Source organism: Vibrio cortegadensis (assembly GCF_024347395.1).
GTDB lineage: Bacteria > Pseudomonadota > Gammaproteobacteria > Enterobacterales > Vibrionaceae > Vibrio > Vibrio cortegadensis.
This window is the reverse complement of the sequence record NZ_AP025472.1, coordinates 932258-958629: the sequence shown is the minus strand read 5'-3', so window position 1 is coordinate 958629 and position 26372 is coordinate 932258. Positions and strand designations below refer to the sequence as shown.

The window sequence follows — 26372 nt, the reverse complement described above, 5'->3', positions numbered from 1 at the left end:
CTGGCTAGCGTAATGAGCCCTTTCTTTAATCGATATGGCTATTTACTGCAACGCTACTTATTACTACAACATTGCTTAAATTTCTTCCCACTGTTGCATGGGCAAGGATCATTGCGACCAATTCCCTTAAATGGGTTAACTATCTGTGATTTATTGCCAAGCATCGCTTCATCTGCTGCAAGCGCTACTTCTACCACCATGACATCCAATTGATCAGTAAAATCTGCAAGCGATGGGACTTGATCAAAGCCAGCCTCTTTCATCTGCTGTTGCGTCTGCTCTTCATCAATCGCCAACATTAGAGTGGTTAGGAATGCCTGCAACATGCGCATACTCCCTTCTCCAATGTTTGCCTCTTCCCACTGTGTCTCAATCACAGGCCATACATTCATAAAGCCTTCAGCGAAGTCCGCTAAATTGTCAGAGAAGTCACCCTCACTAAGTAACTGTGTTAATTCAAACTCGCTACGCTGAAGTAAGTTGTGCTGTTTATTAATCTGCTCCACAACGACGGCTTTCACCGTATTTAGCTCTTCACCAAGCAGCGGCTGTAACCAAACTTCAGGATCAAGAGGTTTAGTGGCTAGGTTACTCGCAAAAATCGCACCTTCTAAATACACACTTGAAAGAGGAAAATCTGTGTCGGGTAATGTCAGTAATTGATACATGTCTTGTTTAACTTTTTAAAGATACCATTTGCGAGACATTATAAACGTCTCTGCCTATTTTGTTAGCCGTTTATTTGATAATAGCCATTATCACAGTACCTCCCAATAGAGACGCCGTCAGATCTAGTGACATTTCGAGCTCTAACCACTACAATCGCGCCTCTTAATTTAGTCGGCGGTTGGTTATGCGAGTGATACTGGGCCCTATGGAGGGCGTGTTAGACCATTTAATGCGTGAAATTCTTACAGAGATTAATGATTACGATCTCTGTGTCACCGAATTTGTGCGGATTGTCGATCAACTGCTGCCAGAACATGTGTTTCACCGTTTGTGTCCTGAATTGCTTCAAGGCTCTCAAACTCAATCTGGCGTGCCTGTACATATTCAATTACTTGGTCAAGAGCCTAATTGGATGGCGGAAAATGCGATTAGAGCGGCGGAGCTTGGCGCGAAAGGCATCGATCTTAACTTTGGTTGCCCTGCAAAAATGGTGAATAAAAGTAAGGGCGGAGCAGCATTACTGCAACATCCTGAACTCATGTATCAAGTAATCAAAGCTTGCCGAGAAGCCGTACCTGCCCACATTCCAGTCACCGCTAAAATTCGATTAGGTTGGGAAGATCCTGAAGACTGTTTTGAAATTGTTGATGCCATTGAGCAAGCTGGAGCCAACGAATTAACCGTCCATGCACGTACTAAATCAGGTGGTTACCAAGCAAGCGAAATAAAATGGGAATACATCAATAAGATTCGAGAAAAAACGAGTTTACCTTTAATTGCGAATGGCGAAATTTGGAACTATCAAGATGGCCAAGCTTGCAAAGCAGCAACCGGAGTTGATTCATTGATGGTATGCCGCGGAGCTTTTAACATCCCAAACCTAGGCAATGTGGTTAAACATAACCATCCGAGAATGCCGTGGCCTGAAGTCGTTAACTTGTTACTTCGCTATTCAGAATTTGAAATTCAGGGTGATAAAGGCCTGTACTATCCAAATCGAGCGAAACAGTGGTTTGCTTATTTACGTAAAGAGTACGATCAAGCAGATGAACTGTTTAGAGAGATTCGAACGTTCAAAAAGGCAGCGCCAATTGTCGAACATATTCAACGCTATAGAGATGCTTTACCAGCGTAATTTACCCCTCACGTACCGTATGAACCTATCGCTGATCTAGCAAAAAGCCGGTGTCAGCGATATGGCTCTGTATTTCGAGATTCGTTTATTTAACGTTAGATATGTGTTCCAACTTGATGATCTGAGACTCTTGTGGTGATAGCGCTAATCGGAGTTCTCCGCCATCAATAATGCAATCTTGCTTTTCAGTCAGCAGGCTCATTGCTTTACCGCCTTCAAACCCCAACTGCCAAACAGGCAGAACTAACTCTAACTCCTCATCTCTCAGGTTAACTGCGACAAGAATCGTTTCTTGTTCCAACACTCTGGCAAACACAAAGCTCTTTTCATCCACATGCAAAGGATGTAACCAGCCCTTTTGTAGTGCATGACTTGATGTTCTCAAGTGAATTAAAGATTGGTAATAACTAAACCACGGCGAATTTTCGACCTCTCCCCAAGGGAGACAACGGCGATTATCAGGATCATTGCCCCCTTCAAGCCCGATCTCAGTGCCATAATATAGGCACGGAGCACCCACATAAGTCATCAATAGTGTTGATGCGATCTTCATCAATGCTTGATCACCGTTGACCAGGGAAATGAACCTCGCGGTGTCATGACTATCCATTTGGTTCAACTGTGTCAGTTGGTTAGCCCAAGGTAATTTGGCTTTAGCCTCCAGCAGCCAGTCAACAAAATCACAAGCATCGATATCAATGGGATCGTAGCTAATATCTTGTTTGGCAAGTAGCGCTCTTAATGGGTGTGCGAAACCATAATAGTTCATCGACCCATCTTCCTGATCCCCTTGCAACCAAGAGCTCGCTTCGAAGAAATGCTCTCCTAGCACATAAGCATCATTATTCTCTTGCTTGGATGCTTTTCTAAACTCTTGAACATAGTGAGCGTTATTTTTCGCGCCCTCACCCTCTCCAAGCATATGGATCACATCAAATCGCCACCCATCAACGTTATAAGGACTGCGTAGCCAATGCTTGATCACCGCGTCATCCGATTGATAGATGTAATCTTTCACCAGTTGATTTTCGAAGTTCAAAACAGGCAAGTTGCTTACGCCTTTCCAACCGATATACTCTTTCGACTCTCCCTGAAAGAAATAGTAATCCCGATAAGGTGACTCTGGATGATGAAAAGCACCACACTCGGTCTTGCCACTTTTATCAAACCAAGGATGTTCAGCTGACGTATGATTGAATACGGCATCCAGCACAATTTTCATCTCTCTCTGATGGATATTGGCTGTCAGAGAGGCAAATTGTTGATTTGTACCAAGGTGCGGATCGATATTGAAATAATCCGTTGTGTCATATTTGTGATTACTCAGCGAACTGAACACTGGATTCAGATAGATCGAAGTGATTCCTAGATCCTGCAAATAATCGAGCTTACTTTCAATACCGGCAAGATCACCGCCATAGAACTCAATTCCCCCTTCTCCTGGTTGAAGGCTCACAGGCTCTCCCCAAGATTTCGCGATAACGTCACGAGTGCCATTTTTGACTTGGTATTCACCGGTGACAATATTAAGAGCAGGATCTTGATTACAAAAACGATCCGGGAAAATTTGATAAAAAACTTGTTTACTCACCCACTCTGGAGGTTGTTGAGTGGCGTTGTATTTAAAATGAAACTCTTTTGCAGGGATCCGCTTACTGACGCCTTTCGCATCTAGCCAATACTGCTGAGTGCCGATAACAACTTTAAATACGTAGTGAGTAAGTGGGCGATCTTTATTGATGACAAACGTCGCTTCCCAGCATTGAAGCCGACCTTGGCGATGGGTTTTATGCAGATCAACAAGGTACTCCTCGTTGTCAGGTTCATGTCTGACTTGAACTTTATCGAACTCAATAGCTTCCGTTTTGAAAAGAACGGTGAGTAGATCATTGTCGCAACTCAAACCATCAGTAGTTTGAGCGTGGTAGAGAAATGGCGTATTCATAAGCATCCCACATGTCTGTTTTTTCCCATTTTAAAACATGTACAGATAAGAAAAATCCCCCTTCTCGTTTTCAAAAATCGTTAAAAACTGAAAGGGGGATCACATTTAGTAGGCTGAGCTAGAGGGCGTAGCGCCGATAACATCAGCTTTGACTAATTAATAAGCTTTGGTTGAGTAACAAGCTTTAGGTTGAACAATAAGATCTAATTGAGCAACAAGCTATCATCAGCCAACTCTTCGCCTCGGACTTTAGTAAACATCTCTAGTAGATCGGGGACTTGTATATTGGCACGTTGCTCACCAGCAACATCAAGCACAATTTCGCCTTGATGAAGCATTACCGTACGGTCACCGCACGCCAATGCATCTTTCATTGAGTGAGTAACCATCATGACGGTTAGATTAAATTCTTTAACTATTTTCTTTGTTAAATCAATAATAAACGCAGCCATGCGTGGGTCGAGCGCCGCCGTATGCTCATCAAGCAACAATAGCTTACTATCTGACAGAGTCGCCATAACCAAGCTAACAGCCTGGCGTTGCCCTCCAGACAATAATCCAATGTTATCGCCTAAACGATCTTCTAAACCTAAACCAAGAATACTGATTCGCTCTTGAAAAAGTTTACGGCGCTTTGAAGAGAGAGAAAGATTCCAACCTCGACGCTTTCCTCGCATATACGCGAGCGCCATATTCTCTTCAATGGTGAGATCACCACAAGTTCCCGCTAAAGGATCTTGAAACACACGAGCACATTGAGTCGCTCTCTGGTCGACCGTTTTTCGGGTAACGTCTAACTCATCAATGATAACGTTTCCTCCGATCATCGGTGTTTCACCCGTTACCGCCCCTAGCAGGGTCGATTTACCCGCACCATTCGAACCAATCACAGTGAGGAACTGATGCTCAGGTACTTCGAGGTCAACCCCTCTCAACGCTCGGTTTTCTAATATCGTTCCAGGGTTAAACGTGACCTGAATATCTTCTAAACGAATCATACCGCCTCCCCTGATGATTTACTTGACTCTGTTCGTGCCTCGATCTTTATCGGCTTACTGAGCTTTTTTGCTTTCAGCTTCCCTTTCATTTTTGGTGCAATCAGCGCCGCGGCAACAAGTACAGCTGTGACTAAGTTTAAATCTGATGCTTGTAGACCAAACATTCCTGAACTCAACGCGAAAGCTACGGCTAAACGATACAAAACAGAACCGACAATAACAGCAACCACAGCCATCCAAATCTTACGACTTGGTATGAGTGTCTGCCCCAAAATCACAGCCGCTAAACCGACAACAATGGTTCCTACGCCAGAGGTGACATCAGCGAAGCTATTGGTTTGAGCAAATAGCGCACCCGCGAAACCCACGAAGCCATTCGATAGCGCTAAACCAAAGTAAGTGTAAAACGAGGTGCTTCCCCCCTGAGCTGACACCATTCGCGAGTTCACACCTGTCGCTCTTAGCCCTAAACCAAAATCACTATTAAGCAATCGGATAACAAACCAAGCTGAAAACAAGACAAGAACACCAACGACTAATGGCCGGACATACATTGAATCTCCCATCGCTTCAAAAGGCGTTAAAATTGTATCCTCACCAAGCAAAGCCATGTTTGGGCGACCCATGATCCTAATATTGATAGAAAACGCTGCAATCATAGTCAAAATAGAGGCGAGCAGATGCAAAATTCCACACTTTATCGCCAAAAAGGCAGTCACCCAGCCCGTCATTGACCCTGCAACGATCGCCATTCCCGTCGCAACCCACGGATCAATTCCCGCCACAATAGCAGTAGCAGCAACCGCAGCACCCATAGGAAAACTGCCATCGACACTTAAATCGGGGAAGTCTAAAACTCGAAATGTTAGGTAGACACCTAACGCGACTAGGCCATAGATAAGACCTATTTCAATCGCGCCAAAAAACGCAAAAGCAGACATAAATTCTCCTTTTCTGCTTTAAGCGTGGCGATAATTCACCACGCTTAACTCCTTATTTTAGAACTTTCGTCGCTCGATCTAAGACTGAATTAGGAATGACCATACCCAATTTTTTTGCCGCGCCTGCATTAATGACTAAGTCAGAACCTTTTGCCACTTTCACATCAAGTGAACCTGGATCTTGACCTTCAAGAATAGCAACGACGTAATCAGATGTTTGTACACCAATTTGGTAATAATCAAAGCCTAAGCTCGCAACAGCACCGCGTTCAACATAAGAAGTTGCGGCTCCAAAAACAGGTGTTTTCGCTTGGTTTGCAGCTACAATCATCCCTTCTATCGCACTTGCCACTGTATTATCAATCAGTGCATACAGCACATCAGATTTAGCTGAAATAGCTTGTGTCGCCGACTGCACATCTGCACTTCGTAATGCTGTCGCTTCAATCAGTTCGATGCCATGTTTATCAGTACTCGCTTTTAACAGCTCCATCAAGCTGACAGCATTTGCCTCACCAGGGTTGTAAACCACGCCAATGGATTTAACTGTAGGCATAAGCTCTTTGATTAATGCCACGTGTTGTTCAACAGGTGATAAATCAGAGAGACCCGTAACGTTTTTCCCTGGTTTCTCTAACTTTCTAACCAATTTGGCACCGACAGGATCAGTCACCGCAGTAAACACAACAGGTATCGAGCGAGTGGCAGAGACAAGAGCTTGAGCAGTCGGAGTCGCGATGCCCACTAAAACATCAGGGCTTTCACCGACGAACTGCCGTGCAATTTGAACAGCAATTGCCGGGTTTCCTTGAGCCGTTTTAAAATCAAATTCTAAATTTTTACCTTGTTCATAACCTTTGGCTTTTAATCCATCAAGTAAGCCTTGGCGTGTTGCATCTAATGCTGGGTGTTCAACAATTTGTGATACCGCGACTTTCGCTGTTTTAGCTAAAAGGTTGGTCGAAGATAGTAGTGCAGCTCCAGCGAGGAATGCACTAACAATGATCTGATTTGCTTTCATCTTAACTCCTTGATTTAAGCAACGTAGTAATAGGATGTTGTGATTTTGGTACTTTTTATAATATAAACTGTGCGCTTTTTGCGCATCTACCAGTATTATTACCAGTTAGTTAGCTGAAAGGGAAGTTAGATTTAACAAAAAATCAACAAGTCGAATGTCTAATCTATTTTATTGGAAAGTCACAGGTATAAAAAAACGCCTAGCAAATTCATGCTAGACGCTTAAATGATTGTGTTGTCGAGCTACAATATCACCTAGCCTTGGATACCAACAATAAGCCAAGGGGCATTCGATGTTGTTAAATCACGTTCTAAGTGCCAAACATCTTCGATGCTCTCTTCAATGCCTTCTGAAGCATCACGGTATCGGCCACTAAATTGCAAACTTAGTTGAGCCTTAGATGAGTCATAATCTGCACGAACAATCTCGGCGTCTACATACATAACGTCTGTATGTTGCTCACCTTCTAATTTTGCACGCTCAGATTTAAGATCTTCAAACAAGCTTGCTGATACATACTCTTCAATCGTATGCAATTCATTATGATTCCATGCACCCTGTAACGTTCTGTAGTGCTCGCGAGAACCATTGATAAATGCAACTTGATCAAAACCTGGTGGGTAGTTGTGCGGGATATCACTTTGCGCAACATTTCCAAAACCGCCACCATTGGATTGAGTTTGTTCAAAATTATGTACGTTCGGCTGCTGTTCAAACTTCTGAGAGTGAGCGCCTCCGAAGGCTTCCTGCCTTTGATGCTGATTCATAGAGCCTTGCTTTGCACCAAGCATACCTCGCATAAGTTTGAAGATGACAAATGCAATCAAGCCCATGATCAGGATATCCATAAATTGGATCCCTTCAAAAGCACCACCAAAGAAAGCGGCCAACAGGCCACCAGCTAACAGACCACCCAATAAACCGCCCATCAAGCCTTTCTTACTTGAACTCTTAGCCGCGGTTTTGCCCGTTTGATCTTGCTTCAGCGTATTCGTATTTTGTTGTTTAGGAGCAGGAGCGGTTTTAAAGCTCTTACCGAATGACTTGCCACCACCAAATTTCTTAGCTTCAGCGATTGGCGTTATAGCTACTGATACCATCAATAGTGCTACAAGCGAAAAAAAACGTTTCATGTTTATCCTTAGGTTTCTATCTTGCCTATCTCGCAATCATACTCGTTAACTATACACAATGAAATATTCAACCTATGCTGGACATGTATCAGAATATTGCGACACCACACAAATTACACCGTTTTTATTAAGATAATCATGGGTGCTTGTTGACGCCTATCCAACAGCTGACTAGTATATTGAACGTTGTTCATTTAAGAAGTTAATCATGGCACGTAGAAACGATCACACCCGAGAACAGTTAGTTAGCCTCACGTTAGATACCGTAAAAGCATTTTTAGAAGAAAATACGCATCACGAGCTGAGTTTAAGAAAAGTAGCAAATATGATTGGCTATGTTCCAAGCACCTTAGTCAATGTGTTTGGCAACTACAATCTACTACTGCTGCATGCCATTGCACAAACGCTAGATGAGCTATCCGAACAAGCGAATACTGTTGTCTCTAAAACAACCAACTCTAAAGATGCACTTTATGAGCTCGCCTTTTGCTATCACGATTTTGCGCAGCAACACCCTTATCGCTGGCAGTTAATTTTCCAACATAATATGAATGGTGATCAGCTACCTGAATGGCAAGCTGAACGTATTGATAATATGACTGGAATGCTTGAGTCGCTGCTTGCTGAGCTAGCGCCTTCTCGCTCAAAACAAGAAGTACTACAAGCAAGTCGAGTACTATGGTCTGGCGTACACGGAATTACACTACTCAGTGTTGATGACAAATTCTTTTCCTCTGAACCAATTGATGGTAAAGAACTTATTAATAACCTAATCTCAAATTACCTGATGAACTGGTAATTCAAAGGATACAAAATGTCTCATAGCAGCCAGTCTTCGCTGTTAACTCAAAGAAGATTTCTTCCCTATTTTGTGACGCAGTTTTTCGGAGCTTTCAACGACAACATCTTCAAAAATGTCTTGTTATTGTTCGTTGCATTTGCCAGCAAAGAAGCACTTCCAGTCTCCAGCCATTTATTCATCAATCTTGCGGCAGGCCTTTTCATTCTTCCCTTTTTCCTATTCTCGGCTTCCGCTGGGATTCTCGCGGATAAGTATGAGAAGTCATGGTTTATCCGTAAAGTTAAGTTAGCTGAAATTGCAATCATGACGTTAGGAGCCATCGGCTTCATTTTTGAAAGCTATGCGATCCTATTGATCTTACTATTTTTGATGGGAACACAATCTGCATTTTTTGGCCCCGTTAAATACGCATTATTACCGCAACAGTTAAAGCCAAAAGAACTCGTCCCGGGCAATGCCTTGGTTGAAACGGGAACGTTTATCGCCATTTTACTGGGAACTCTTGGCGCTGGTGTTATCGCATCCGCTGAATATGCAAAATATATCGCAGCAGGCTGCGTCATTTTCTTTGCTCTCATGGGTTACTTGGCTAGTCGCTCTATTCCACACTCTCCCGCTTCAGCACCTGATATTCAGTTTAAATGGCGACCTATTGCTCAAACAAAGCAAACCATAGGTATTGCGAAGCAAGATCGTACGATTTTTCAAGCCATCATGGCAATCAGCTGGTTCTGGTTTCTTGGCGCGTCTTATTTAACTCAATTTCCAAATTTCACCAAGATTTACCTGCAAGGTACCGAAAGCAGTGTTTCCTTTCTGCTCGCTCTGTTTTCTGTTGGTATCGCAATCGGCTCACTGACTTGCGACAAACTGTCAGGACATAGAATCGAAATCGGTATTGTACCTATTGGTAGCCTCGGCATTTCAATCTTTGGCTTCTTAATGGCCACCTCTATTCCAAGCGAACTACCTCAATTTACCCACTTTGCTGAATTCATTAGTTACGCACCGTTATGGCCGCTCTATTTCTCATTACTGTTTCTAGGGATCTCTGGTGGCATCTTCATTGTGCCCTTGTATGCACTAATGCAACAAAGAGCAAAAGTCACTCAAAGGGCGCAAGTGATTGCGGCTCTGAACATCTATAACTCTCTATTTATGGTTGGCAGTGCGATTCTTGGTATTGTCTGCTTATCCGTTCTATCGCTATCAATACCGCAACTTTTTAGTGTTCTCGCCGTGTTGAATCTACTTGTTACCATTTATTTATGTTTTCAAGTCCCTATATTTTTAGTTCGTTTTTTAATGTGGGTACTCACTCACACCATGTACCGCGTTAAGCATAAAAATTTGCACCACCTTCCAGAACAGGGTGGCGCACTCATCGTGTGCAATCACGTAAGCTATATGGATGCCTTATTGCTCAGTGCCGTCTGTCCGCGTTTGATTCGATTTGTGATGGAAGAGAAGTACGCAAACCTTCCTCCTTTAAAACGATTCTTAAAAAGAGCGGGGGTCATACCTATTTCCGCGACAAATCGTTCATCAATAAAACAAGCTTTTACCGATGTTGAACAAGCTCTCTCTGAGGGGCATTTAGTCTGTATTTTCCCAGAAGGCACTCTGACATCAGATGGCAAAATTGGCACTTTTATGCGCGGGATGGACATCATTATCAGACGATCTCCTGTTCCTGTCATTCCAATGAGTTTGAAAGGATTATGGGGAAGCTACTTCAGTCGACACAAAGGTTCCGCCTGCAAAGGCCTACCGACCCGATTATGGTCAAAGTTAGAAATTGAAGCGGGAACACCGGTTGAGGCAAAGCTCGCGACAACACAGTTAATGCGTGAAAAAGTATCAGAGCTAAGAGGAGATTGGCGTTAAGTTTTTCTGAACAAGAGTTCAAAACATTTAGACTTACTTACCAGCGGCTTAACGGTAGAATGCTCACTCACATCCATATTAGAAAAACACAATGACTAACTTTAAACAAAAGGCTCCCTTTTTTCTGGCAATTATCATCTGCCTAACCCCGTATATCACATCGCCGACAGCGTTAGTCATTGGCTTTTTATTAGCCACATTGGGTTTAGTTCCAAAAGAGATTGCAGTGGCTAAAATTACCAAGAAGCTACTGGCCTACTCCATTATTGGGCTTGGCTTTGGGATTAACTTTCAGCAAGCTCTGTCCGTTACCAGTGATGGTATCGGTTTGATTGTCACTAGTATCCTCACCACTCTCAGTGTTGGCTGGATACTGGCGAAAAAAATGCAACTTAAAAAGCATACCGCTTATCTTATCTCTGCTGGCACCGCCATTTGTGGGGGTAGCGCGATCGCAGCCGTCGCTCCAGCGATCAAAGCGGACGATGACCAAATTGGGATCGCCCTTGCAACCGTCTTCGTATTGAACTCTATTGCTCTATTTCTATTTCCTGTCATTGGACATGCTCTAGAGTTAAGCCAGCATACATTTGGAACTTGGGCAGCGATTGCGATTCACGATACCTCTTCTGTCGTAGGCGCGGCTTCTGCCTATGGTGAAGAGGCTCTGACAACCGCGACTACCTTAAAACTTGCGCGCGCACTCTGGATCATCCCTGTCGCATTTATCAGCTCGCTCATTTTTAGCAATAAACAGAAAAAAATCACCATTCCATTTTTCATTGTTTTCTACTGTCTTGCTATTTTTGTCAGCGACGCTTTGCCGCAATTTGATGTGGTTTATCAAGGGATTTTCCAACTATCAAAACAGGCACTCGTGGTTTGCCTATTTTTGATTGGTTGCAGTATTTCAGTTGAAAAGCTTAAAGCCGCAGGTGCTAAACCGCTAATTTTCGGAGTCTCATTATGGCTGATGATCTCCGTCGGATCGCTAACATGGTTACTGCTGAGCAGATGAGGTTTGAGCGGATTGCTTGTAATTGAGTACCAATGAGGCAACGAGCAAAAAAGCGGTTAATTCGGCAATAGAGCGGACGAGACCTTCGCTCTGAATCGCTAAGGTAATTTGCAGCACTATTGCCACAAGGATAATGATTTTCATAATAAGTCCGTTATTCCAAAGTCCTTTATCTTTGATGCTTATTATGAAGCTAGGTTATAAAAATAATAAATGCCGTTTTGAACTAACACATATCCAATTCAAATAAGTTAATTCAAAAAGGCAAATTGACTACTCGCCTTTTTCTGATCGCAGGTGCATCCACTCTGTCTGTTGAAGCCAGTTTGATAGCGCTTTACGTGACACTTTTATCCCTACCGATTCTATTACAGGCATCCGAAAGTATGCGATTGGAAACTTAAACTTATCGAGTTTCCCATCCAAATACTGACGATAAGCGAAATCCTCATCTAACCGCTCACTGTCGATGATCGCCACAGGTCGAAAACCAAACTCAGCATCTTCGACGGGAATAATAAACGTCTGCCGAATTTGAGGATGACGGTTCAGCACTGCTTCAATCTCTTCACAATGAATATTCTCTCCACCAGAAATAAACTGATTATCCGCCCTTCCTAATACCATTAGCTCATCAGATTGCCACTGACCTAAATCTTTACTATCAAACCAACCTCCCTCATTCAGCGGCTTTAATTGGCCTTGATGGTAATAACCACTCGCAAGCGTTTCACCACTAATATAGATGCGCTGATCAACGATTTTCAGTTTCCGCTTCGGTAATAAGAATCCCGCACTGGATATTGAATCGAGTCGTTTGGCCGTCACCGTTGAAGCGGCTTCTGTCATCCCATAGCCGAGCCAAGTATCAATACCGACTAACTGTGCTTGTTGCGTTAGCGTATGCGGGATATGGCTTCCCCCGAGCAGTACGCGTTTGAGGGTAAGTGGCTGCTTGCTATCGAGTAATCGCTTTAGCTGGGTGCTCACTAAAGAGGCGTGCGTAACCTCTTGAATATCGATGTCCAAATCCCCGGAACCGATCTTGAGCTCCCCCCCGGCCACCAGCCAGCGCCAGATAATCGCCAACCCAGACACATGATACATCGGCAAGCTTAATAGCCACCGATCGGATGCTTGATATTCAAAACATTCCAGAAGGCCTTCCGCTGAAGCAATATGCTGCGACTCAGTATGTGCGACCGCTTTCGGTTCTCCCGTTGAGCCAGAGGTGAAGATAATTGAGCCAAGTCCCTTAGGGTGACTGTGAGGCGTTTCTAACACTAATCCGCCCTCATTCTCCAGTGAGAGTTCGAGCAAGTGCAGCGGAGTGACGTTTACTATTTGATTTGTGGTCGCCAGTAGCTCTAACTCTGCCTTAGAGAGAGGAAGCTCACTGGGGTTGGGCATCCAAATTGACGGAACCTGAGTCTCTGCATACAAAATATCTAATTTACGCTTAAGCTGCGCCAAGGGCTGAGGAGGACAAATCGCAGGTAGAATGCCTAGACGTAAGCAGGCCAGATAAACAAGCGGAAATTCGGGTTGATTCTTACCAACAAAAACCAAGACGTCACCACGACCAAGCCCTTGGGAGCGTAAAGACAAAGCATAATCATCAATAATAAATTTCAATGTTTGCCAATTGATCTGCATTTTTTCTGCGATCAACGCTGTTGAAAAAGGGCTCTGCTGAGCCCATTTTTTTAGTAATGCCGATGCTGACATATTACCCCTGCCACACCAATTCTTGCTCTGCGAGTGGTGTCACTGGAATATCGCAATCAGGCCAAGAGATTTCCAATTGCGACTTAAACAAACCTATTGTATCCAACCCTGGGACTTCATCCGGCAATTGCCATTTTGAAAAACGAGCCAACTGAGTTAAACCTAAGCTCGACTCAATACTAGAGCTGATCACGACCTGAATACCAAGCGCTTGAGCTCTTTCAATCAATTCAATACAAAAATAGGCAGAACCGATCAAACTTGGCTTAATCACGATCGCTTTCACCCCCGTTAGTTCATCTAACGAAAAGTTTGGCTCTCGAACTGCTTTTTGCAATGTCTCATCCCAAGCGATCGCAATTCCGGTATCAATGGCGAAAGCAAGGCTATCGGCTGGCGACTGACAAGGCTCTTCAATAAACGCAATCCGTTGACGAACAGAAGGCGTAACATACTTGGCAAACTGCTGAGCTTTGGCTAACTTCCATGCTTGATTCGCATCTAAACGAAGTGATAAATCTGGAATTGACTCTAAAAACAGATCAACAATCATTCCATCGCGAATGGCTTCGTACAGTCCGACTTTAATTTTGGCAACTTTCTTTCCATCCATCTGATTCAAGACAGGAATTAACTCATCAGGGTCTCCGCTACACAAAGGAGCCGCTTGATAATTCCCCTCAATGGGTAACTCACTGTTCAATTCCATCTTTGCCATTGATAGGCCGAATGCAACTGAAGGTACTAACGCCTCAAACGAGAATTCACCACCATTTACCCATGTTTCCAGTTGCGCTTGAGCTTGCTGGCCCGCCTCTTCCATCGATTCAAGACTAAAACCGGGTAATGGCGCTATCTCTCCACGCCCTTGCTTTCCGTCCTGTTCAATTTCAACAATCCAGCCTTGACGTTCTGTCAGTTTGTTTTCGCGAAGTATCACCCCACTGTCCATAGGGAGAGCGTAGCGATAGAGCTTGGCAGTGCGCATATAATTTGAGTCCTAAGTTGGTAACGGTGATAAGTTGGTAACGGTGATAAGTAAGTCACTGAGAATAGAAGAGTCATAAGCTTAGGTAAAAAATAATCACCTAAGCTTAAAATCACCAAATGAATTATGGGTTACGCGGGAATTTATCGAAATCAGGACGACGCTTTTCATTAAATGCGTTACGTCCTTCTTGGCCTTCTTCAGTCATGTAGAACATCATCGTCGCATTACCAGCCAACTCTTGAAGGCCTGCTTGACCATCACAATCTGCATTAAGCGCCGCTTTCAGGCAACGTAATGCCATTGGGCTATGTTGTAGAACTTCACGACACCAACGTACCGTCTCTTTTTCAAGATCCGCAACAGGTACAACAGTATTAACCAGACCCATCGCTTCTGCTTCTTGAGCATTATAGAAACGACATAAGAACCAAATTTCACGCGCTTTCTTCTGCCCTACAATACGAGCCATGTAAGACGCGCCCCAGCCACCATCAAAAGAGCCTACTTTAGGCCCTGTTTGACCAAACTGAGCATTTTCAGCCGCAATGGTTAAATCACACATCATGTGTAATACGTGACCGCCACCAACAGCCCAGCCAGAAACGGCTGCAATAACAGGTTTTGGACAAGTACGAATTTGACGCTGGAAATCCAACACGTTTAAGTGATGAGTTCCGCTGTCATCTTGGTAGCCGCCGTAATCGCCACGGATTTTTTGGTCACCACCAGAACAGAATGCATCTTCACCTAAACCCGTCAGGATAATCACACCCACTTTTTCGTCATAACGCGCATCAGCCAACGCATTAATCATCTCTTTCACAGTCTGTGGGCGGAATGCATTATGAACTTGAGGACGCGCAATAGTGATCTTTGCGATGCCATCTGCCGATTTTTGGTAATGAATGTCTTCGTATTCAGTCCCGCAATCTTTCCAGTTTACCGGTGCGTATAGTTCTTCTTCTGAAATGCCTACTGTTTTTGCCATGGTTGTTCCCATTGTTCTATTTCATGATTAATGTTTAACGTCATTAATCGATTTAATTGATTCACTTAATAAGCGAATAACGGTTGCGACTTGCTTTGGTTGCTCCTGATGAACATTATGCCCTGCGTTGTCTATTTGCGAAAAAGAGAGCTGACTTTCTTTTGCAAGCTGACAAAATTTGGCGTCTTTCTCTCCACAGAGATAATGAATAGGTAGCGACGATTGCTGCAAATCACTTAATAAATAAGGCTGTTTCGCCAAAGAGGTTGATAACAGCATTTTTGCGACCGAGTCACCAAGATTATCACTGCGCTTAGCGATCAAGGTTTGTCTTTGCTCATGGTTTAGTGAAGAAAAGACACCTTGTTGATACCAATCGGATAAAACCTGTTCGATCGGTTGTATCGTGAATCGTTCAGCCCAATATTGGTCGCTTTTCCAGCGTGCAATTCGAGCCTCTTCATCTGATAAACCGAAATTTCCGGCTTCAATAATCATCAACTGAATATTAAAACAAGACAGTAACTCTTTTGCAGCTGCGTACATCGCAATCCGCCCACCAAGAGAATAGCCCACGAGAATTATAGGATATTGGGGAGACATCAAGGAACGATCTAACGCAGAAAGTATGGTTTGTTTGATGAGCTGACAGCAATGCTCAAACCCATCGCAACTCAAATGCTGACTCTGCCCATGACCGGGAAGATCAACGATAAGCTGTGGGTAATCGTGCAGCTCATTCAAACACGCTTGCCAATCTTTGCCCGTTCCAAGCAGGCCATGCAGAAACAACAGTAGTGGTTTCTCGTCCGAACCGCTCGGTAACATCAGCTGACTATGAAGCATTGATCTGCTGCATAAGTTGATTCAATTGAGTTGACGCTTGCTCTGCTGGGGTAATCACTTCAACAAGTAAAACACCCGTTCCTGATTCAAAATGCTCAGCAATTGCCTGACGGTATGCAGAAAGCGTTTGCGGCTGGCAATAAGCTAAATTAAATTGCTTCGCGGCATGCTCAAATTGATACCCGTGAGGCATTTGATATAACGACTGTTTCTTCTGTTTTGGCACAGGAAGTAGATCGAAAATTGCCCCACCATCGTTGTTTGTCACCACAATCACCATCGCTTGAGGGCAATGGTTTAACAACGCTAATGAATTCAAGTCATAGAGCAGCGCAGTATCTCCAATAAGCATCAGCATCGAACGTTGACGAGCTCGCTGGACACCAGAAGCCGTAGCCACTAACCCATCAATTCCCGAAGCACCTCGGTTAGTGAACACTTCGTTATTAGGGAGTTCCCCTAGCATATCCACTAAACGAACAATCAGGCTATTACCTAGAAAAACATCATGTTGCTCAGCTTGAGTCGCGACATCAACAGCAACCACCAGCTCGGTTAAGTCCTCGCCACTAGATGCCTGAGCTTGAGCGAGATGAGTAATTTTTTCCGATGAGCAGATAAGGCCGTCAGCCCAACCCGAGTTTGTCATCCCTATCAATGGTAGAGAACAAGACTCAATAAATTGGCTCGCCGAACTCACAACATGCCGTTGCGGAAGGTGACTTTGGTTAATACGATGTGCATCAGGTGAAACCACTAAATACTGGCCACACATTTTAGGCACAGTCTGCTCAATCCAGTGATTTAAGCGTTTGGAGACAATTCGCTCACCAAACTGAATGATCACATCGCACTGAGCCAGCGTCTCTTTTGTTTCGGCTTTCTGCATCCACAAATCATAATGACGCCATGCACTACTTATCCCCGATTGAGGATCACACAGTAACGGCCAGCCAATAGACTGGGCAAAATCTGCCACTTTCTGAGACTCTTTCAGTGGCAAGCTTCCCACGATAATCACGCCTTTTTTATCTATCCAATCTGCAGGTTGGACATCGCTTACCGCTGCTGAATAAGTTTGAAAAGTATGAGTATAAGGCTCACTACTGTTTTTCCAGCGAGATAATGGCGCTAAGTAGTCAGCAAACGCCTCTTTTGAGCCCGAAGAGTACAAAGGCTCTGGAAATGGACAGTTGATGTGTACACTGCCACCCGCTAAACGTTGCTGGTGCAGTAACTTATCCGTTGTCGTCAATAGCCAAGCTAGAGGGACGGACGTTGATGGGCTAGGTAAATTTTGAGCTGCCACCACATGAGAAGAGAAAACACCTACTTGATCGATGGCTTGATTCGCACCGCAATTGACTAATTCGACAGGGCGATCTGCGGTTAACACCACCAACTTCTCCCCTGTCAATTTTGATTCTGCAATGGCTGGCAACAAGTTAGCGACAGCAGTACCCGATGTGACAATAATCGCCACAGGTTTATTGCTCGCTTTCGCCAATCCCAATGCTAAAAAGCCTAAGCCTCTTTCGTCGAAGTGAGTATGCAGATTCAAGTGCATGTTTGCATCGGCTTCCAGTGTTAACGGTGTCGAACGTGACCCCGGAGCAACACAAACCTCTTCAACACCTAGTCTTACCAACTCTTCCAATAAGGTCTCAGACCAAATACGATTAAGAACCGCTTGGTCAGTACTCATGATGCAACACCTAACGGTGGATTGTCTGATATTAAACTAAGTAACGTTGCCATCTTCTTATTTAACTCTTGCCATTCATGTTCGGCATTAGAACCCGGTACAATCCCTGCGCCAGCAAATAATTGAACTTGATTATCAACAATCAATGCACTGCGGATCGCGACACAAAATTCCGCTTTCTGGTGACTAATATAACCGACAGATCCAGCATACCAACCGCGAGCAAAAGGTTCATTCTCTTGAATAAATTGCATCGCTTCTGCTCGAGGTAAACCCGCTACAGCAGCGGTTGGCTGAAGAGCACCAAGCAGTTGCACACCATTGGTATTCGGCTTGAGTTGTGCGTGAATGCTTCGCTTTAAATGCTGCACTTTTCTTAGTCGAACTAATCTTGCCTCTTGCTGAACATTCACGGTTTCTGAGTGCTGGGTTAACCTTTCAACAATGTCATCAACAACGTACTGATTTTCATTAAGATTTTTTGCATCTTGAGATAACCAATTCGCCAATTCCATATCTTGCGTCGCATTCTTACCACGGCCAATCGTGCCTGCCAGCGCTTCGGTATGTAGCTCTTGTCCAAAGCGACTATAAAGCCTTTCAGGTGTTGATCCCATAAAGCTATGCTTCGAATCTAACGACATCATGAAATGAAAACTATGGTGATTCTGTTCATAGCTTGCTTTAAGTAATTGTGCCGAACAAATTGGAGCATCGAGTTTTAAGACAGTCTTTCTTGCCAGAACCACCTTTTTGAAATCGTCCGCTTCAATGCCAGAAAGCACTCGTTCCACTAAATCAGCCCAAATCGCTTTTGATGGCGTATGCTCGGTATGCTCTATCTGAGCACTCAACGGAAGCAGACTCGGCACGTCACATACTATTTTATTGAGAGCGTTGATCAAAGTTTGCTTTTCAGAAGGTAAATTCACCGCTAGCGACCATTGATCATCATATCGAATCAATTCTATTTGCGGTAAAAAGAAAAATGACTCCATACAACGACGATTCTTTTCTGTATGGCCGTCAAACGAGCGCCCTCCCCAGATCCGTTGGCCTTCACCAAGGATCGTATATGCGGGAGCGGGATCTGAAAATGTATGTACCTTACCTAAAGCAACTACTTCTTCACGAGTATCACGAGATTGCCAGTAAAACTTAGGAAATATAGGTTGAGCTTCAAGCCAGTCAATAAATACAAACGGAGGCTTTTCATCCAACCTTTCAACAAGGCGAACCTCTTTGGGAGTCGAGCTCTTCACTCGCTCAACTAACGTTTGTATGGCTTGATAAAAATGGGACAAATCAACCTCGTACACATCAAAAATTCGTATATTGGGGGATACTCTATTTATAGACCACTATCAAATCAAGGATGCGATTGAGGTTTTGTGTTTATTAACAATAAACACACATAACAAAATGTACAAAGCTCACCCGTTAATACGCTTATTTACAGATTTTTATTCTATCAAACAGTGATTTGATGTACTTTAATAAAGTAATTAATTATTTTTTAGGAATTCGGCAATGCAAAATATCGGGATGTCGTCAAAACTCAACAGTGTCTGCTACGATATCAGAGGACCTGTGCTCAAACATGCTAAGCGCATGGAGGAAGAGGGGCATAAAATACTGAAGCTCAATATTGGTAATCCAGCCCCATTCGGTTTTGACGCCCCAGATGAGATTCTTGTGGATGTGATCCGTAACTTACCCACGTCTCAAGGCTATTGTGATTCCAAAGGCATTTATTCCGCGAGAAAAGCGGTGGTTCAACACTACCAGCGTCGCGGACTACTCAATCTTGATGTTGAAGATGTTTATATCGGAAACGGTGCATCTGAACTGATTGTGATGGCAATGCAAGCCTTACTGAATAATGGCGATGAAATGCTGGTTCCAGCACCGGATTACCCACTATGGACGGCATCAGTTGCTTTGTCTGGGGGCTCCGCGGTTCATTACCTGTGTGATGAAGAGTCAGATTGGTACCCTGATCTGGATGATATTAAGAGAAAAATAACGCCAAAAACTCGCGGTATTGTTCTTATTAACCCAAACAATCCGACAGGTGCGGTTTACAGCCGCGATTTCCTATTAGAGATCGTAGAAATTGCTCGTAAGCATAAGCTCATTATTTTTGCTGATGAAATTTACGACAAAGTACTTTATGACGGTGCAACCCACACCTCTATCTCAACACTAGCCGATGACGTATTAATGGTGACCTTTAACGGGTTATCTAAAGCTTATCGTGTATGTGGCTTCCGTGGTGGGTGGATGTTTATCACAGGACCTAAGCAATTTGCTAAAGGCTACATTGATGGCCTAGAGATGCTTGCCTCCATGCGTCTGTGTGCCAATGTGCCTATGCAACATGCTATTCAGACAGCGTTGGGGGGTTATCAAAGTATCAACGAATTAATTCTTCCTGGAGGGCGATTACTCGAACAGCGAGATCGTGCTTGGGAACTGATCAACCAAGTCCCAGGGGTGTCCTGTGTCAAACCGAAAGGTGCGATGTACTTATTCCCTAAGATCGACACCAAGATGTACAACATCAAGGACGATCAAAAAATGGTTCTCGACTTTCTTAAACAGGAAAAAGTGTTACTCGTACAAGGCACTGGGTTTAACTGGCCAAAACCGGACCATTTCCGCATTGTGACACTACCACGAGTGGAAGACTTAGAACTCGCCATTGGTCGATTTGAGCGTTTCTTATCGGGTTATAGCCAGTAAACCTTTCTTTCGTAAACCTTTTTCTCTACTCTTAATAGGTGCTGTACATTACAGCGCCTATTTTTTTATGATGTAAAATCAACAAGCCACTATTAAACCAATAAGCATTATGAAACCAATAAGCACTAAGAGATAAACAATAAAGGATTAGATAGTTATGGAAGAGACCGTTATAGAAGGAAAAACGCCTCAAAAGAGCCATTTCTTTGCTCATTTAGCCCGCATGAAGCTGATTCAGCGTTGGCCACTGATGCGCTCAATATCCAAAGAAAATATATCTGAGCATAGCTTACAAGTCGCTTTCGTTGCTCATGCTCTTGCAGTAATAAAAAATAAGAAATTTGACGGCACATTAAACCCAGAAAGAATAGCCATTTTAGGCATGTACCACGATACCAGCGAGGTCCTTACTGGCGATCTTCCGACTCCAGTCAAATACTACAACCCCGAAATTGCCAAAGAGTATAAAAAAATCGAAGCAGCGGCAGAGCATAAACTTCTTTCTATGCTACCTGACGAATTTAAAGAGGACTTTGCACCGTTTCTTGTCTCACATTCAGCTCATTCTGAAGACGCTGCCATTGTGAAGCAAGCGGACTCTATCTGTGCTTACTTAAAATGCTTGGAAGAACTCAGCGCCGGAAACCATGAATATGCACTCGCCAAACGCCGCTTAGAAGAGACTTTGCAACAGCGACACACACCTGAAATGGAGTACTTTCTGCAAACCTTCGCACCAAGCTTTGAATTAACACTAGACGAAATCAACTAACACACTGTAACGTAAGAGGATAACAGAGGAGTCACAGCATGGATATTGACTTAAACCCTCAGTGGTTAGAAAGAGATAATGACGAACATAAAATTAGACGTGATGATCATCGAAGCCCATTTCAACGAGATCGCGCTAGGATCTTACACTCTGCGGCTTTTAGACGCCTACAAGCTAAAACCCAGGTTCATGGTACGTCGGTTAATGATTTCCACCGAACTCGGCTCACTCACTCCTTAGAGGCCGCTCAGCTAGGATCTGGCATTGTGGCTCAGATCAAAAAGAAACAACCTGAGTACCGCTGCTTGTTGCCTTCTGATAGCTTAATTGAATCCATCTGCCTTGCTCATGATATTGGTCACCCACCTTATGGACATGGCGGTGAAGTCGCTCTCAACTACATGATGCGTGATCATGGTGGTTTTGAAGGCAATGCCCAAACTTTTCGAATAGTAAGCCGTTTAGAACCATACACAGAACATCACGGTATGAACCTATCTCGACGTACTCTATTGGGTTTAATTAAGTACCCAGCGTTATTGAGCCAAACTCGTTCGCACGTTCAGCCCAAACCTGTTGAGCATCAACGCCGACTAAAAGCGAAAGATTGGTCTCCGGCAAAAGGTATTTACGACCAAGATAAACCGATTCTTGATTGGGTATTCTCTCCTCTTAGCACCCAAGATAAAGCGCTATTCTCCACAATGCGTGAAAGTGATGTTTCAGAGTTTGAGCATCAGAAAACCCAGTATAAATCCATTGATTGTTCGATTATGGAACTTGCCGATGACATCGCTTATGGGGTCCACGATCTTGAAGATGCCATCGTGCTAGGTTTAGTGACTCGCCAACAATGGCAAGAGTCTGCAGCAAGTCAATTAGCAGAATGTGGTGATAAGTGGTTTGAATCCAACCTAGAGTCGATTAATGAGATGCTTTTTTCTGGAAAACATCATTTAAGAAAAGATGCCATAGGCGGAATGGTCAACGCCCTGCTGACCAGTATTAGCATTCAAAAGGTTCCTGCACCCTTCGAATCAGAACTCCTTGCGTACAATGCATATTTAGAGAAACCGATGGCCGACGCCCTAGAAGTCTTAAAAGGCTTTGTTAGCCAGTTTGTTATCCAAATACCTCAAGTCCAAATTGTAGAGTACAAAGGTCAACAGATCATAATGGATATGTTTGAAGCTTTTAGCGCCGATCCAGAAAGATTACTACCCGAATCAACACAACAATTGTGGCGAGATGCCAACCAGAAGCATGGCGATGGAATGAGAGTTATCGCGGACTATATTTCTGCGATGACCGATGGTTTTGCCCAGCAGTTACACCAGCAACTGTTCTCATCCCATTAAAAGTGGGCTCAAAACCCAATCATTGCCCTCTAATCACTGAGCTTTGATAGATAGTTTTTTTCAAACACTCCAGGGGGCATTTGCTTAATTTGAAACTCAATCATGTTATCAAATGCTTCAAGCAGCGGTGAAAAATCATTTTCAGGCTCTAGCAAAGACAAAATATGATAGCCCGCCTCTACCGTTGAAAGACTATTACTTGAAGGGGCTTTCCGAATTCGATAATTCCCCTGCAGATCCGTTGGCAGGTGGATGCAAGTTAAGTCGCGCAAATTGTTCGATACTTGCCACATTTTAAATGCTTTCTTCCATGTTCCATCCAACAGAATCACACGTAGTCTCTTTTCATCTCCAAACCTTCTGTCAGGATCTTGTACCTGCTTGAACGCCTGAATATCTGTCGATTTTTCGCTTGGGTAAAGAATGACATGCTCGACCTCACTTTCACTGAGCAAACCATTGAGTTCTACATTATCAGAAAAGTCTTCACCTACGATTAGTCGACTGTTCGGCAATGAAAGAGATAGAATTCTCGCCGTTCCCATCGGTCTATTTTCTTCTGTCGAATGCTGAAGAATGATAAGCTCAACCGAAGTCGAAAGGGTTTTAATCCAGTCACATATGCATGCTTTGAGTGATTTTCGACATTTACTGCAATATCTATACATGGAGTAACAGTGTACCTATTTTTAGTAATAATGAGCGGCGTTTGCCTTGCTTTTCAGATACCAGAATTACAATCGTGGGCAACATGGGATGCATCCGCCATTGTTTCTGGCCAGTGGTGGCGGATCCTAACAGGAAACCTCACTCATACCAATGCCATGCACCTTATCATGAACATTGCAGGGCTATGGGTTATTACTCACTTATTTAAACCGACCGCTAAGCATGTTGCTTTTGTGCTGCTTTGTTGCAGTGCAGTGGTTGGTATCGCTTTATTGGCAACAGAGATGCAACGCTATGTTGGGTTGTCAGGTGTCCTGCATGGACTATTTGGATATTTCGCACTCAGAGAAGCTTTAGAGGGAAGGAAAAGCAGCTGGCTACTTGTGGGTGGATTAGTAGCTAAAGTCGCTTGGGAGCAATCATACGGAGCTTCAACAAGCACGAGTGCAATGATCAACGCCCGAGTGGCCATTGAGGCACACCTAGTAGGGGCTCTCGGAGGAACTTTGTTAGCTTTGCTCACCCTATCAGTCCAAAAAATCACCGCATCAGATAACGAGTCTCATGAGTAAATCTTTTCATGATATTTTCATGAGACCCTTTAAGCGGTTAGAGACATAGCCAAAGTAACAGTACCTTGCGCTCTATTTATGTAGTTCTATTTACGTAGCTTTATAACTGTATTCTTTCACTGTTTTTTTCTAATGTTGACGTTCCAATGCCTTTAACATTCGTCAACTCTTCAGCCGTTTGAAACTCACCATTGGCTTTTCTATAGTCAACAATATCTTGCGCCCTCTTCTTACCAACACCTTTTAGTAAGGTGGCAAGCTCCTCTGCAGAAGCGGTATTAATATTCACCGTAATTTCAATGCCATCATGCTTAGTGAGCGTACTATCTTCAGCCGCAAAAGCAGAAATGGGTAATGATATCGCCAGAATCAGAGTCAATAGGTATTTACGTAAAAGCATATTCAATTCCTTTTAAATAGATTGGAATGAAATAATAGCGATGATGCAGAAATGAAGGTTGGGGAAGCCAGAAAAATAAAACGGGCCACAAATGTGACCCGTTTTCATATTCATATCTATTACATGTTAATTGCCTACTGGCTCACAACATAATACTCAATGCTGGTATTTTTACGTAATACACTTAGCACCGCATTCAGATCTTGCTGAGTGTTGCTACGCTCAAGTTGAGCACCAATCTGTTCGCTGTATGCAGGGTTAATATTTGCTGCAACGTTAGACAGTTCAACAACAATGATATTGCCTTCAGCATCTTTAGATTGACCAAATGTCACTTTATCCGCTTCTGGCTTAGCGAAAGTAAATACTGACGTTGCCAATGGAGAGCTACGGTCGATAGTCTCAACATCACCAAACTCTAGGCCATTGTCAGCTAAAATCGCAGTATTGCCCGCTTCTAGTTCTGACACCAACGTCGAACCAAGTTCGATAGCTTGCTGTTCACCTTTATTTTTTGAAAGCTGAGTAACCACTTGTGCTTTCACGTCTTCTAAAGGCAGCACTTTCTCATCGCGAGTATCTTCTACACGAACAACGATAATATGCTCAGGAGCAACTTCAATCGCTTCTGAATTCAAACCATCTTCTTTCACTTCAGGGCTAAGAATCGCGTCAATAACCGCAGGTGCTTTTAGTAGTTCTGGCGCATCAACTTGAGAGATGAAGTCAGTGGTTTTGATCTCTTGGCTGATAGCTTGAGCAGCATCATCTAATGAGTCAGGGTATTCAAACGCCACTCTCTCTAATTCAGATTGCAGCTCGTAGAACTGATCAACGGCTTTCTGATCAACCAGTTCAGTCTTGATTTCACCAACAACATCAGTAAACGGTTGAGCTTCAGACGCTTTCACTTCATCTAATTTGATGATGTGGAAACCGAAATCAGATTTCACCACGGCGCTAATGTCACCCGCTTTTTGCAAACCAAATGCTGCAGCTTCAAATGCAGGGTCCATTACGTCACGTTCAACCCAACCAAGATCACCACCCGCTTCTGCACTGCCGAAATCTTCTGATTTTTCTTCAGCGAGTGTAGCAAAATCAGCACCATTGTTAAGTTCAGCTAAAATAGCGTCTGCAGCGTCTTCGCTTTGAGTCAGAATGTGGCTCACTTTGCGCTGTTCTGCTGTTGAGTACTTATCCATATGATCTTGGTAGTACTGTTGTGCATCCGCATCAGAAACGGTTACTTGCGATTTTAGTTGCTCAGCAGATAGCTCAACATAAGCGACTTTTACCTGCTCTGGGCGAGTAAAGCGTGCGGCATTATCTTGGTAAAACTGTTGAATCTCTTCGTCCGTCAATTCTGCGTTTTTCGCAAATTCATTGAGTGACAAAGTTACCGTGCGAATATCACGAGTTTGAGTGATTAGCTTGCTCTGAGCATCAATCTCACTTGGCAGCGTAAACTCACTACTTTCTAGTGCCGTAAGAAGCTGAGTACGCATTACGTCACGACGCATGTACTCCGCAAAGCTTTCAGCGCTAAAACCAGCACGACGAAGTGCGGACTGGTAAATATCTTGGTCGAATTTGCCATCATTTTGGAATTGAGGCATTTCTAAAATCATAGTACGAATTTGAGCATCGCTTACTCGCAAGCCTAATGCGTCTGCATGTTGCTCTAAAAGCAATTCATTCACCATACGATCTAATACAGACCTACGGAATGATTCAACATAAGCAGGATCACCTAAAAGCTGTGCAAAGTAATCACCCATTTGAGATTGCATGCGGTTGCGTTCATTTTGGTATGCTTGTTCAAACTCACCACGACCAATCTCTGTATTGCCAACTTTCGCTGCTGCGTTATTACCACCACCAGTGATGTAGCTACCTACACCAGCAAAAACAAATGAAAGGATGATTAATCCAAGGATAATTTTTATCGCGATGCTATTCACGCCTTCGCGTAATCGATCCATCATAATTTAACTGCTCTCCGGAAATGAAGTAAGGACTTCAAAATCAATATTATGTATTGCGCGA

The 26372-nt window shown here is 43.6% G+C and carries 24 protein-coding genes; 8 read left to right on the top strand and 16 right to left on the bottom strand.

Features of this window, described 5'->3' with window-relative positions; translation table 11 throughout:
* Nucleotides 1–53 precede the first annotated feature (53 nt).
* On the bottom strand, nucleotides 54–668 hold the full coding sequence (locus tag OCV39_RS04430; protein WP_113795901.1) for a YecA/YgfB family protein: 615 nt from the start codon (nucleotides 666–668) through the stop codon (nucleotides 54–56).
* Nucleotides 669–853: 185 nt separating this feature from the next.
* Here OCV39_RS04430 and dusC point away from each other — a divergent pair, with 185 nt between their 5' ends.
* Complete coding sequence (gene dusC, locus OCV39_RS04425) at nucleotides 854–1804, top strand: tRNA dihydrouridine(16) synthase DusC (RefSeq protein ID WP_029203227.1); 951 nt, start codon at nucleotides 854–856, stop codon at nucleotides 1802–1804.
* 85 nt (nucleotides 1805–1889) lie between these two features.
* On the opposite strand, the gene malZ is transcribed toward dusC, so the two are convergent.
* The 5 genes from malZ to OCV39_RS04400 form a co-directional block, all read right to left on the bottom strand.
* On the bottom strand, nucleotides 1890–3749 hold the full coding sequence (gene malZ, locus OCV39_RS04420; protein ID WP_261889099.1) for a maltodextrin glucosidase: 1860 nt from the start codon (nucleotides 3747–3749) through the stop codon (nucleotides 1890–1892).
* 203 nt (nucleotides 3750–3952) lie between these two features.
* Nucleotides 3953–4747, bottom strand: a complete 795-nt coding sequence (locus OCV39_RS04415; RefSeq protein ID WP_261889098.1) for an ABC transporter ATP-binding protein — start codon at nucleotides 4745–4747, stop codon at nucleotides 3953–3955.
* Nucleotides 4744–5688, bottom strand: coding sequence for an ABC transporter permease (locus OCV39_RS04410; protein ID WP_017051294.1), 945 nt, complete (start codon nucleotides 5686–5688; stop codon nucleotides 4744–4746). Before OCV39_RS04410 ends, OCV39_RS04415 begins: the two co-directional genes overlap by 4 nt.
* A gap of 52 nt (nucleotides 5689–5740) precedes the next feature.
* Nucleotides 5741–6709, bottom strand: a complete 969-nt coding sequence (locus tag OCV39_RS04405) for an ABC transporter substrate-binding protein (protein ID WP_261889097.1) — start codon at nucleotides 6707–6709, stop codon at nucleotides 5741–5743.
* Between the two features lie 254 nt (nucleotides 6710–6963).
* Nucleotides 6964–7842, bottom strand: a complete 879-nt coding sequence (locus OCV39_RS04400; RefSeq protein ID WP_017051292.1) for a Tim44 domain-containing protein — start codon at nucleotides 7840–7842, stop codon at nucleotides 6964–6966.
* 208 nt (nucleotides 7843–8050) lie between these two features.
* Between OCV39_RS04400 and OCV39_RS04395 the strand changes: the two genes are divergently transcribed.
* The 3 genes from OCV39_RS04395 to OCV39_RS04385 all read left to right on the top strand — a co-directional run bounded on the left by OCV39_RS04395 (nucleotide 8051) and on the right by OCV39_RS04385 (nucleotide 11549).
* Complete coding sequence (locus OCV39_RS04395) at nucleotides 8051–8641, top strand: TetR/AcrR family transcriptional regulator (protein WP_171756106.1); 591 nt, start codon at nucleotides 8051–8053, stop codon at nucleotides 8639–8641.
* A 15-nt stretch (nucleotides 8642–8656) separates the two neighbouring features.
* Nucleotides 8657–10531, top strand: coding sequence for an MFS transporter (locus OCV39_RS04390; RefSeq protein WP_261889096.1), 1875 nt, complete (start codon nucleotides 8657–8659; stop codon nucleotides 10529–10531).
* A 91-nt stretch (nucleotides 10532–10622) separates the two neighbouring features.
* A complete protein-coding gene (locus OCV39_RS04385; protein WP_261889095.1) occupies nucleotides 10623–11549 on the top strand; it encodes a YeiH family protein in 927 nt (308 codons plus the stop codon).
* Here OCV39_RS04385 and OCV39_RS04380 read toward each other — a convergent pair.
* The 7 genes from OCV39_RS04380 to OCV39_RS04350 all read right to left on the bottom strand — a co-directional run bounded on the left by OCV39_RS04380 (nucleotide 11532) and on the right by OCV39_RS04350 (nucleotide 19111).
* The gene (locus OCV39_RS04380) at nucleotides 11532–11693 is read right to left on the bottom strand and encodes a hypothetical protein (protein WP_017051288.1); all 162 of its coding nucleotides are present in this window, start codon (nucleotides 11691–11693) and stop codon (nucleotides 11532–11534) included. The genes OCV39_RS04385 and OCV39_RS04380 overlap by 18 nt on opposite strands.
* Nucleotides 11694–11822: 129 nt before the next feature.
* The gene (gene menE, locus OCV39_RS04375; protein WP_261889094.1) at nucleotides 11823–13277 is read right to left on the bottom strand and encodes an o-succinylbenzoate--CoA ligase; all 1455 of its coding nucleotides are present in this window, start codon (nucleotides 13275–13277) and stop codon (nucleotides 11823–11825) included.
* 1 nt (nucleotide 13278) lies between these two features.
* On the bottom strand, nucleotides 13279–14265 hold the full coding sequence (menC, locus tag OCV39_RS04370) for an o-succinylbenzoate synthase (RefSeq protein WP_261889093.1): 987 nt from the start codon (nucleotides 14263–14265) through the stop codon (nucleotides 13279–13281).
* 124 nt (nucleotides 14266–14389) lie between these two features.
* On the bottom strand, nucleotides 14390–15256 hold the full coding sequence (menB, locus tag OCV39_RS04365; RefSeq protein WP_017051285.1) for a 1,4-dihydroxy-2-naphthoyl-CoA synthase: 867 nt from the start codon (nucleotides 15254–15256) through the stop codon (nucleotides 14390–14392).
* A 27-nt stretch (nucleotides 15257–15283) separates the two neighbouring features.
* Nucleotides 15284–16102 (bottom strand): 2-succinyl-6-hydroxy-2,4-cyclohexadiene-1-carboxylate synthase, encoded by an 819-nt coding sequence (menH, locus tag OCV39_RS04360; RefSeq protein WP_261889092.1) that lies wholly within the window; start codon nucleotides 16100–16102, stop codon nucleotides 15284–15286.
* Nucleotides 16092–17807 (bottom strand): 2-succinyl-5-enolpyruvyl-6-hydroxy-3-cyclohexene-1-carboxylic-acid synthase, encoded by a 1716-nt coding sequence (gene menD, locus OCV39_RS04355; RefSeq protein WP_261889091.1) that lies wholly within the window; start codon nucleotides 17805–17807, stop codon nucleotides 16092–16094. The genes menH and menD overlap by 11 nt, the downstream gene beginning before the upstream one ends.
* Nucleotides 17804–19111, bottom strand: a complete 1308-nt coding sequence (locus OCV39_RS04350) for an isochorismate synthase (RefSeq protein WP_029203226.1) — start codon at nucleotides 19109–19111, stop codon at nucleotides 17804–17806. The genes menD and OCV39_RS04350 overlap by 4 nt, the downstream gene beginning before the upstream one ends.
* Before the next feature lie 226 nt (nucleotides 19112–19337).
* Here OCV39_RS04350 and OCV39_RS04345 point away from each other — a divergent pair, with 226 nt between their 5' ends.
* From OCV39_RS04345 to OCV39_RS04335, 3 genes are all read left to right on the top strand, one after another.
* Complete coding sequence (locus OCV39_RS04345; RefSeq protein ID WP_113795891.1) at nucleotides 19338–20552, top strand: pyridoxal phosphate-dependent aminotransferase; 1215 nt, start codon at nucleotides 19338–19340, stop codon at nucleotides 20550–20552.
* Nucleotides 20553–20709: 157 nt separating this feature from the next.
* Nucleotides 20710–21324, top strand: a complete 615-nt coding sequence (gene yfbR / locus OCV39_RS04340) for a 5'-deoxynucleotidase (protein ID WP_171756115.1) — start codon at nucleotides 20710–20712, stop codon at nucleotides 21322–21324.
* Nucleotides 21325–21362: 38 nt separating this feature from the next.
* Nucleotides 21363–22682, top strand: a complete 1320-nt coding sequence (locus OCV39_RS04335) for an anti-phage deoxyguanosine triphosphatase (RefSeq protein ID WP_261889090.1) — start codon at nucleotides 21363–21365, stop codon at nucleotides 22680–22682.
* Nucleotides 22683–22711: 29 nt separating this feature from the next.
* Here the strand turns inward: OCV39_RS04335 and OCV39_RS04330 are convergent, their stop codons facing one another.
* Nucleotides 22712–23350, bottom strand: coding sequence for a tRNA-uridine aminocarboxypropyltransferase (locus OCV39_RS04330; protein WP_113795888.1), 639 nt, complete (start codon nucleotides 23348–23350; stop codon nucleotides 22712–22714).
* Nucleotides 23351–23359: 9 nt separating this feature from the next.
* Between OCV39_RS04330 and rrtA the strand changes: the two genes are divergently transcribed.
* A complete protein-coding gene (gene rrtA, locus OCV39_RS04325) occupies nucleotides 23360–23923 on the top strand; it encodes a rhombosortase (RefSeq protein ID WP_261889089.1) in 564 nt (187 codons plus the stop codon).
* A 100-nt stretch (nucleotides 23924–24023) separates the two neighbouring features.
* Here the strand turns inward: rrtA and OCV39_RS04320 are convergent, their stop codons facing one another.
* Both OCV39_RS04320 and ppiD read right to left on the bottom strand, forming a co-directional pair.
* The gene (locus OCV39_RS04320; protein WP_371729574.1) at nucleotides 24024–24329 is read right to left on the bottom strand and encodes a ComEA family DNA-binding protein; all 306 of its coding nucleotides are present in this window, start codon (nucleotides 24327–24329) and stop codon (nucleotides 24024–24026) included.
* 128 nt (nucleotides 24330–24457) lie between these two features.
* Complete coding sequence (ppiD, locus tag OCV39_RS04315; RefSeq protein ID WP_113795887.1) at nucleotides 24458–26311, bottom strand: peptidylprolyl isomerase; 1854 nt, start codon at nucleotides 26309–26311, stop codon at nucleotides 24458–24460.
* Nucleotides 26312–26372 lie beyond the last annotated feature (61 nt).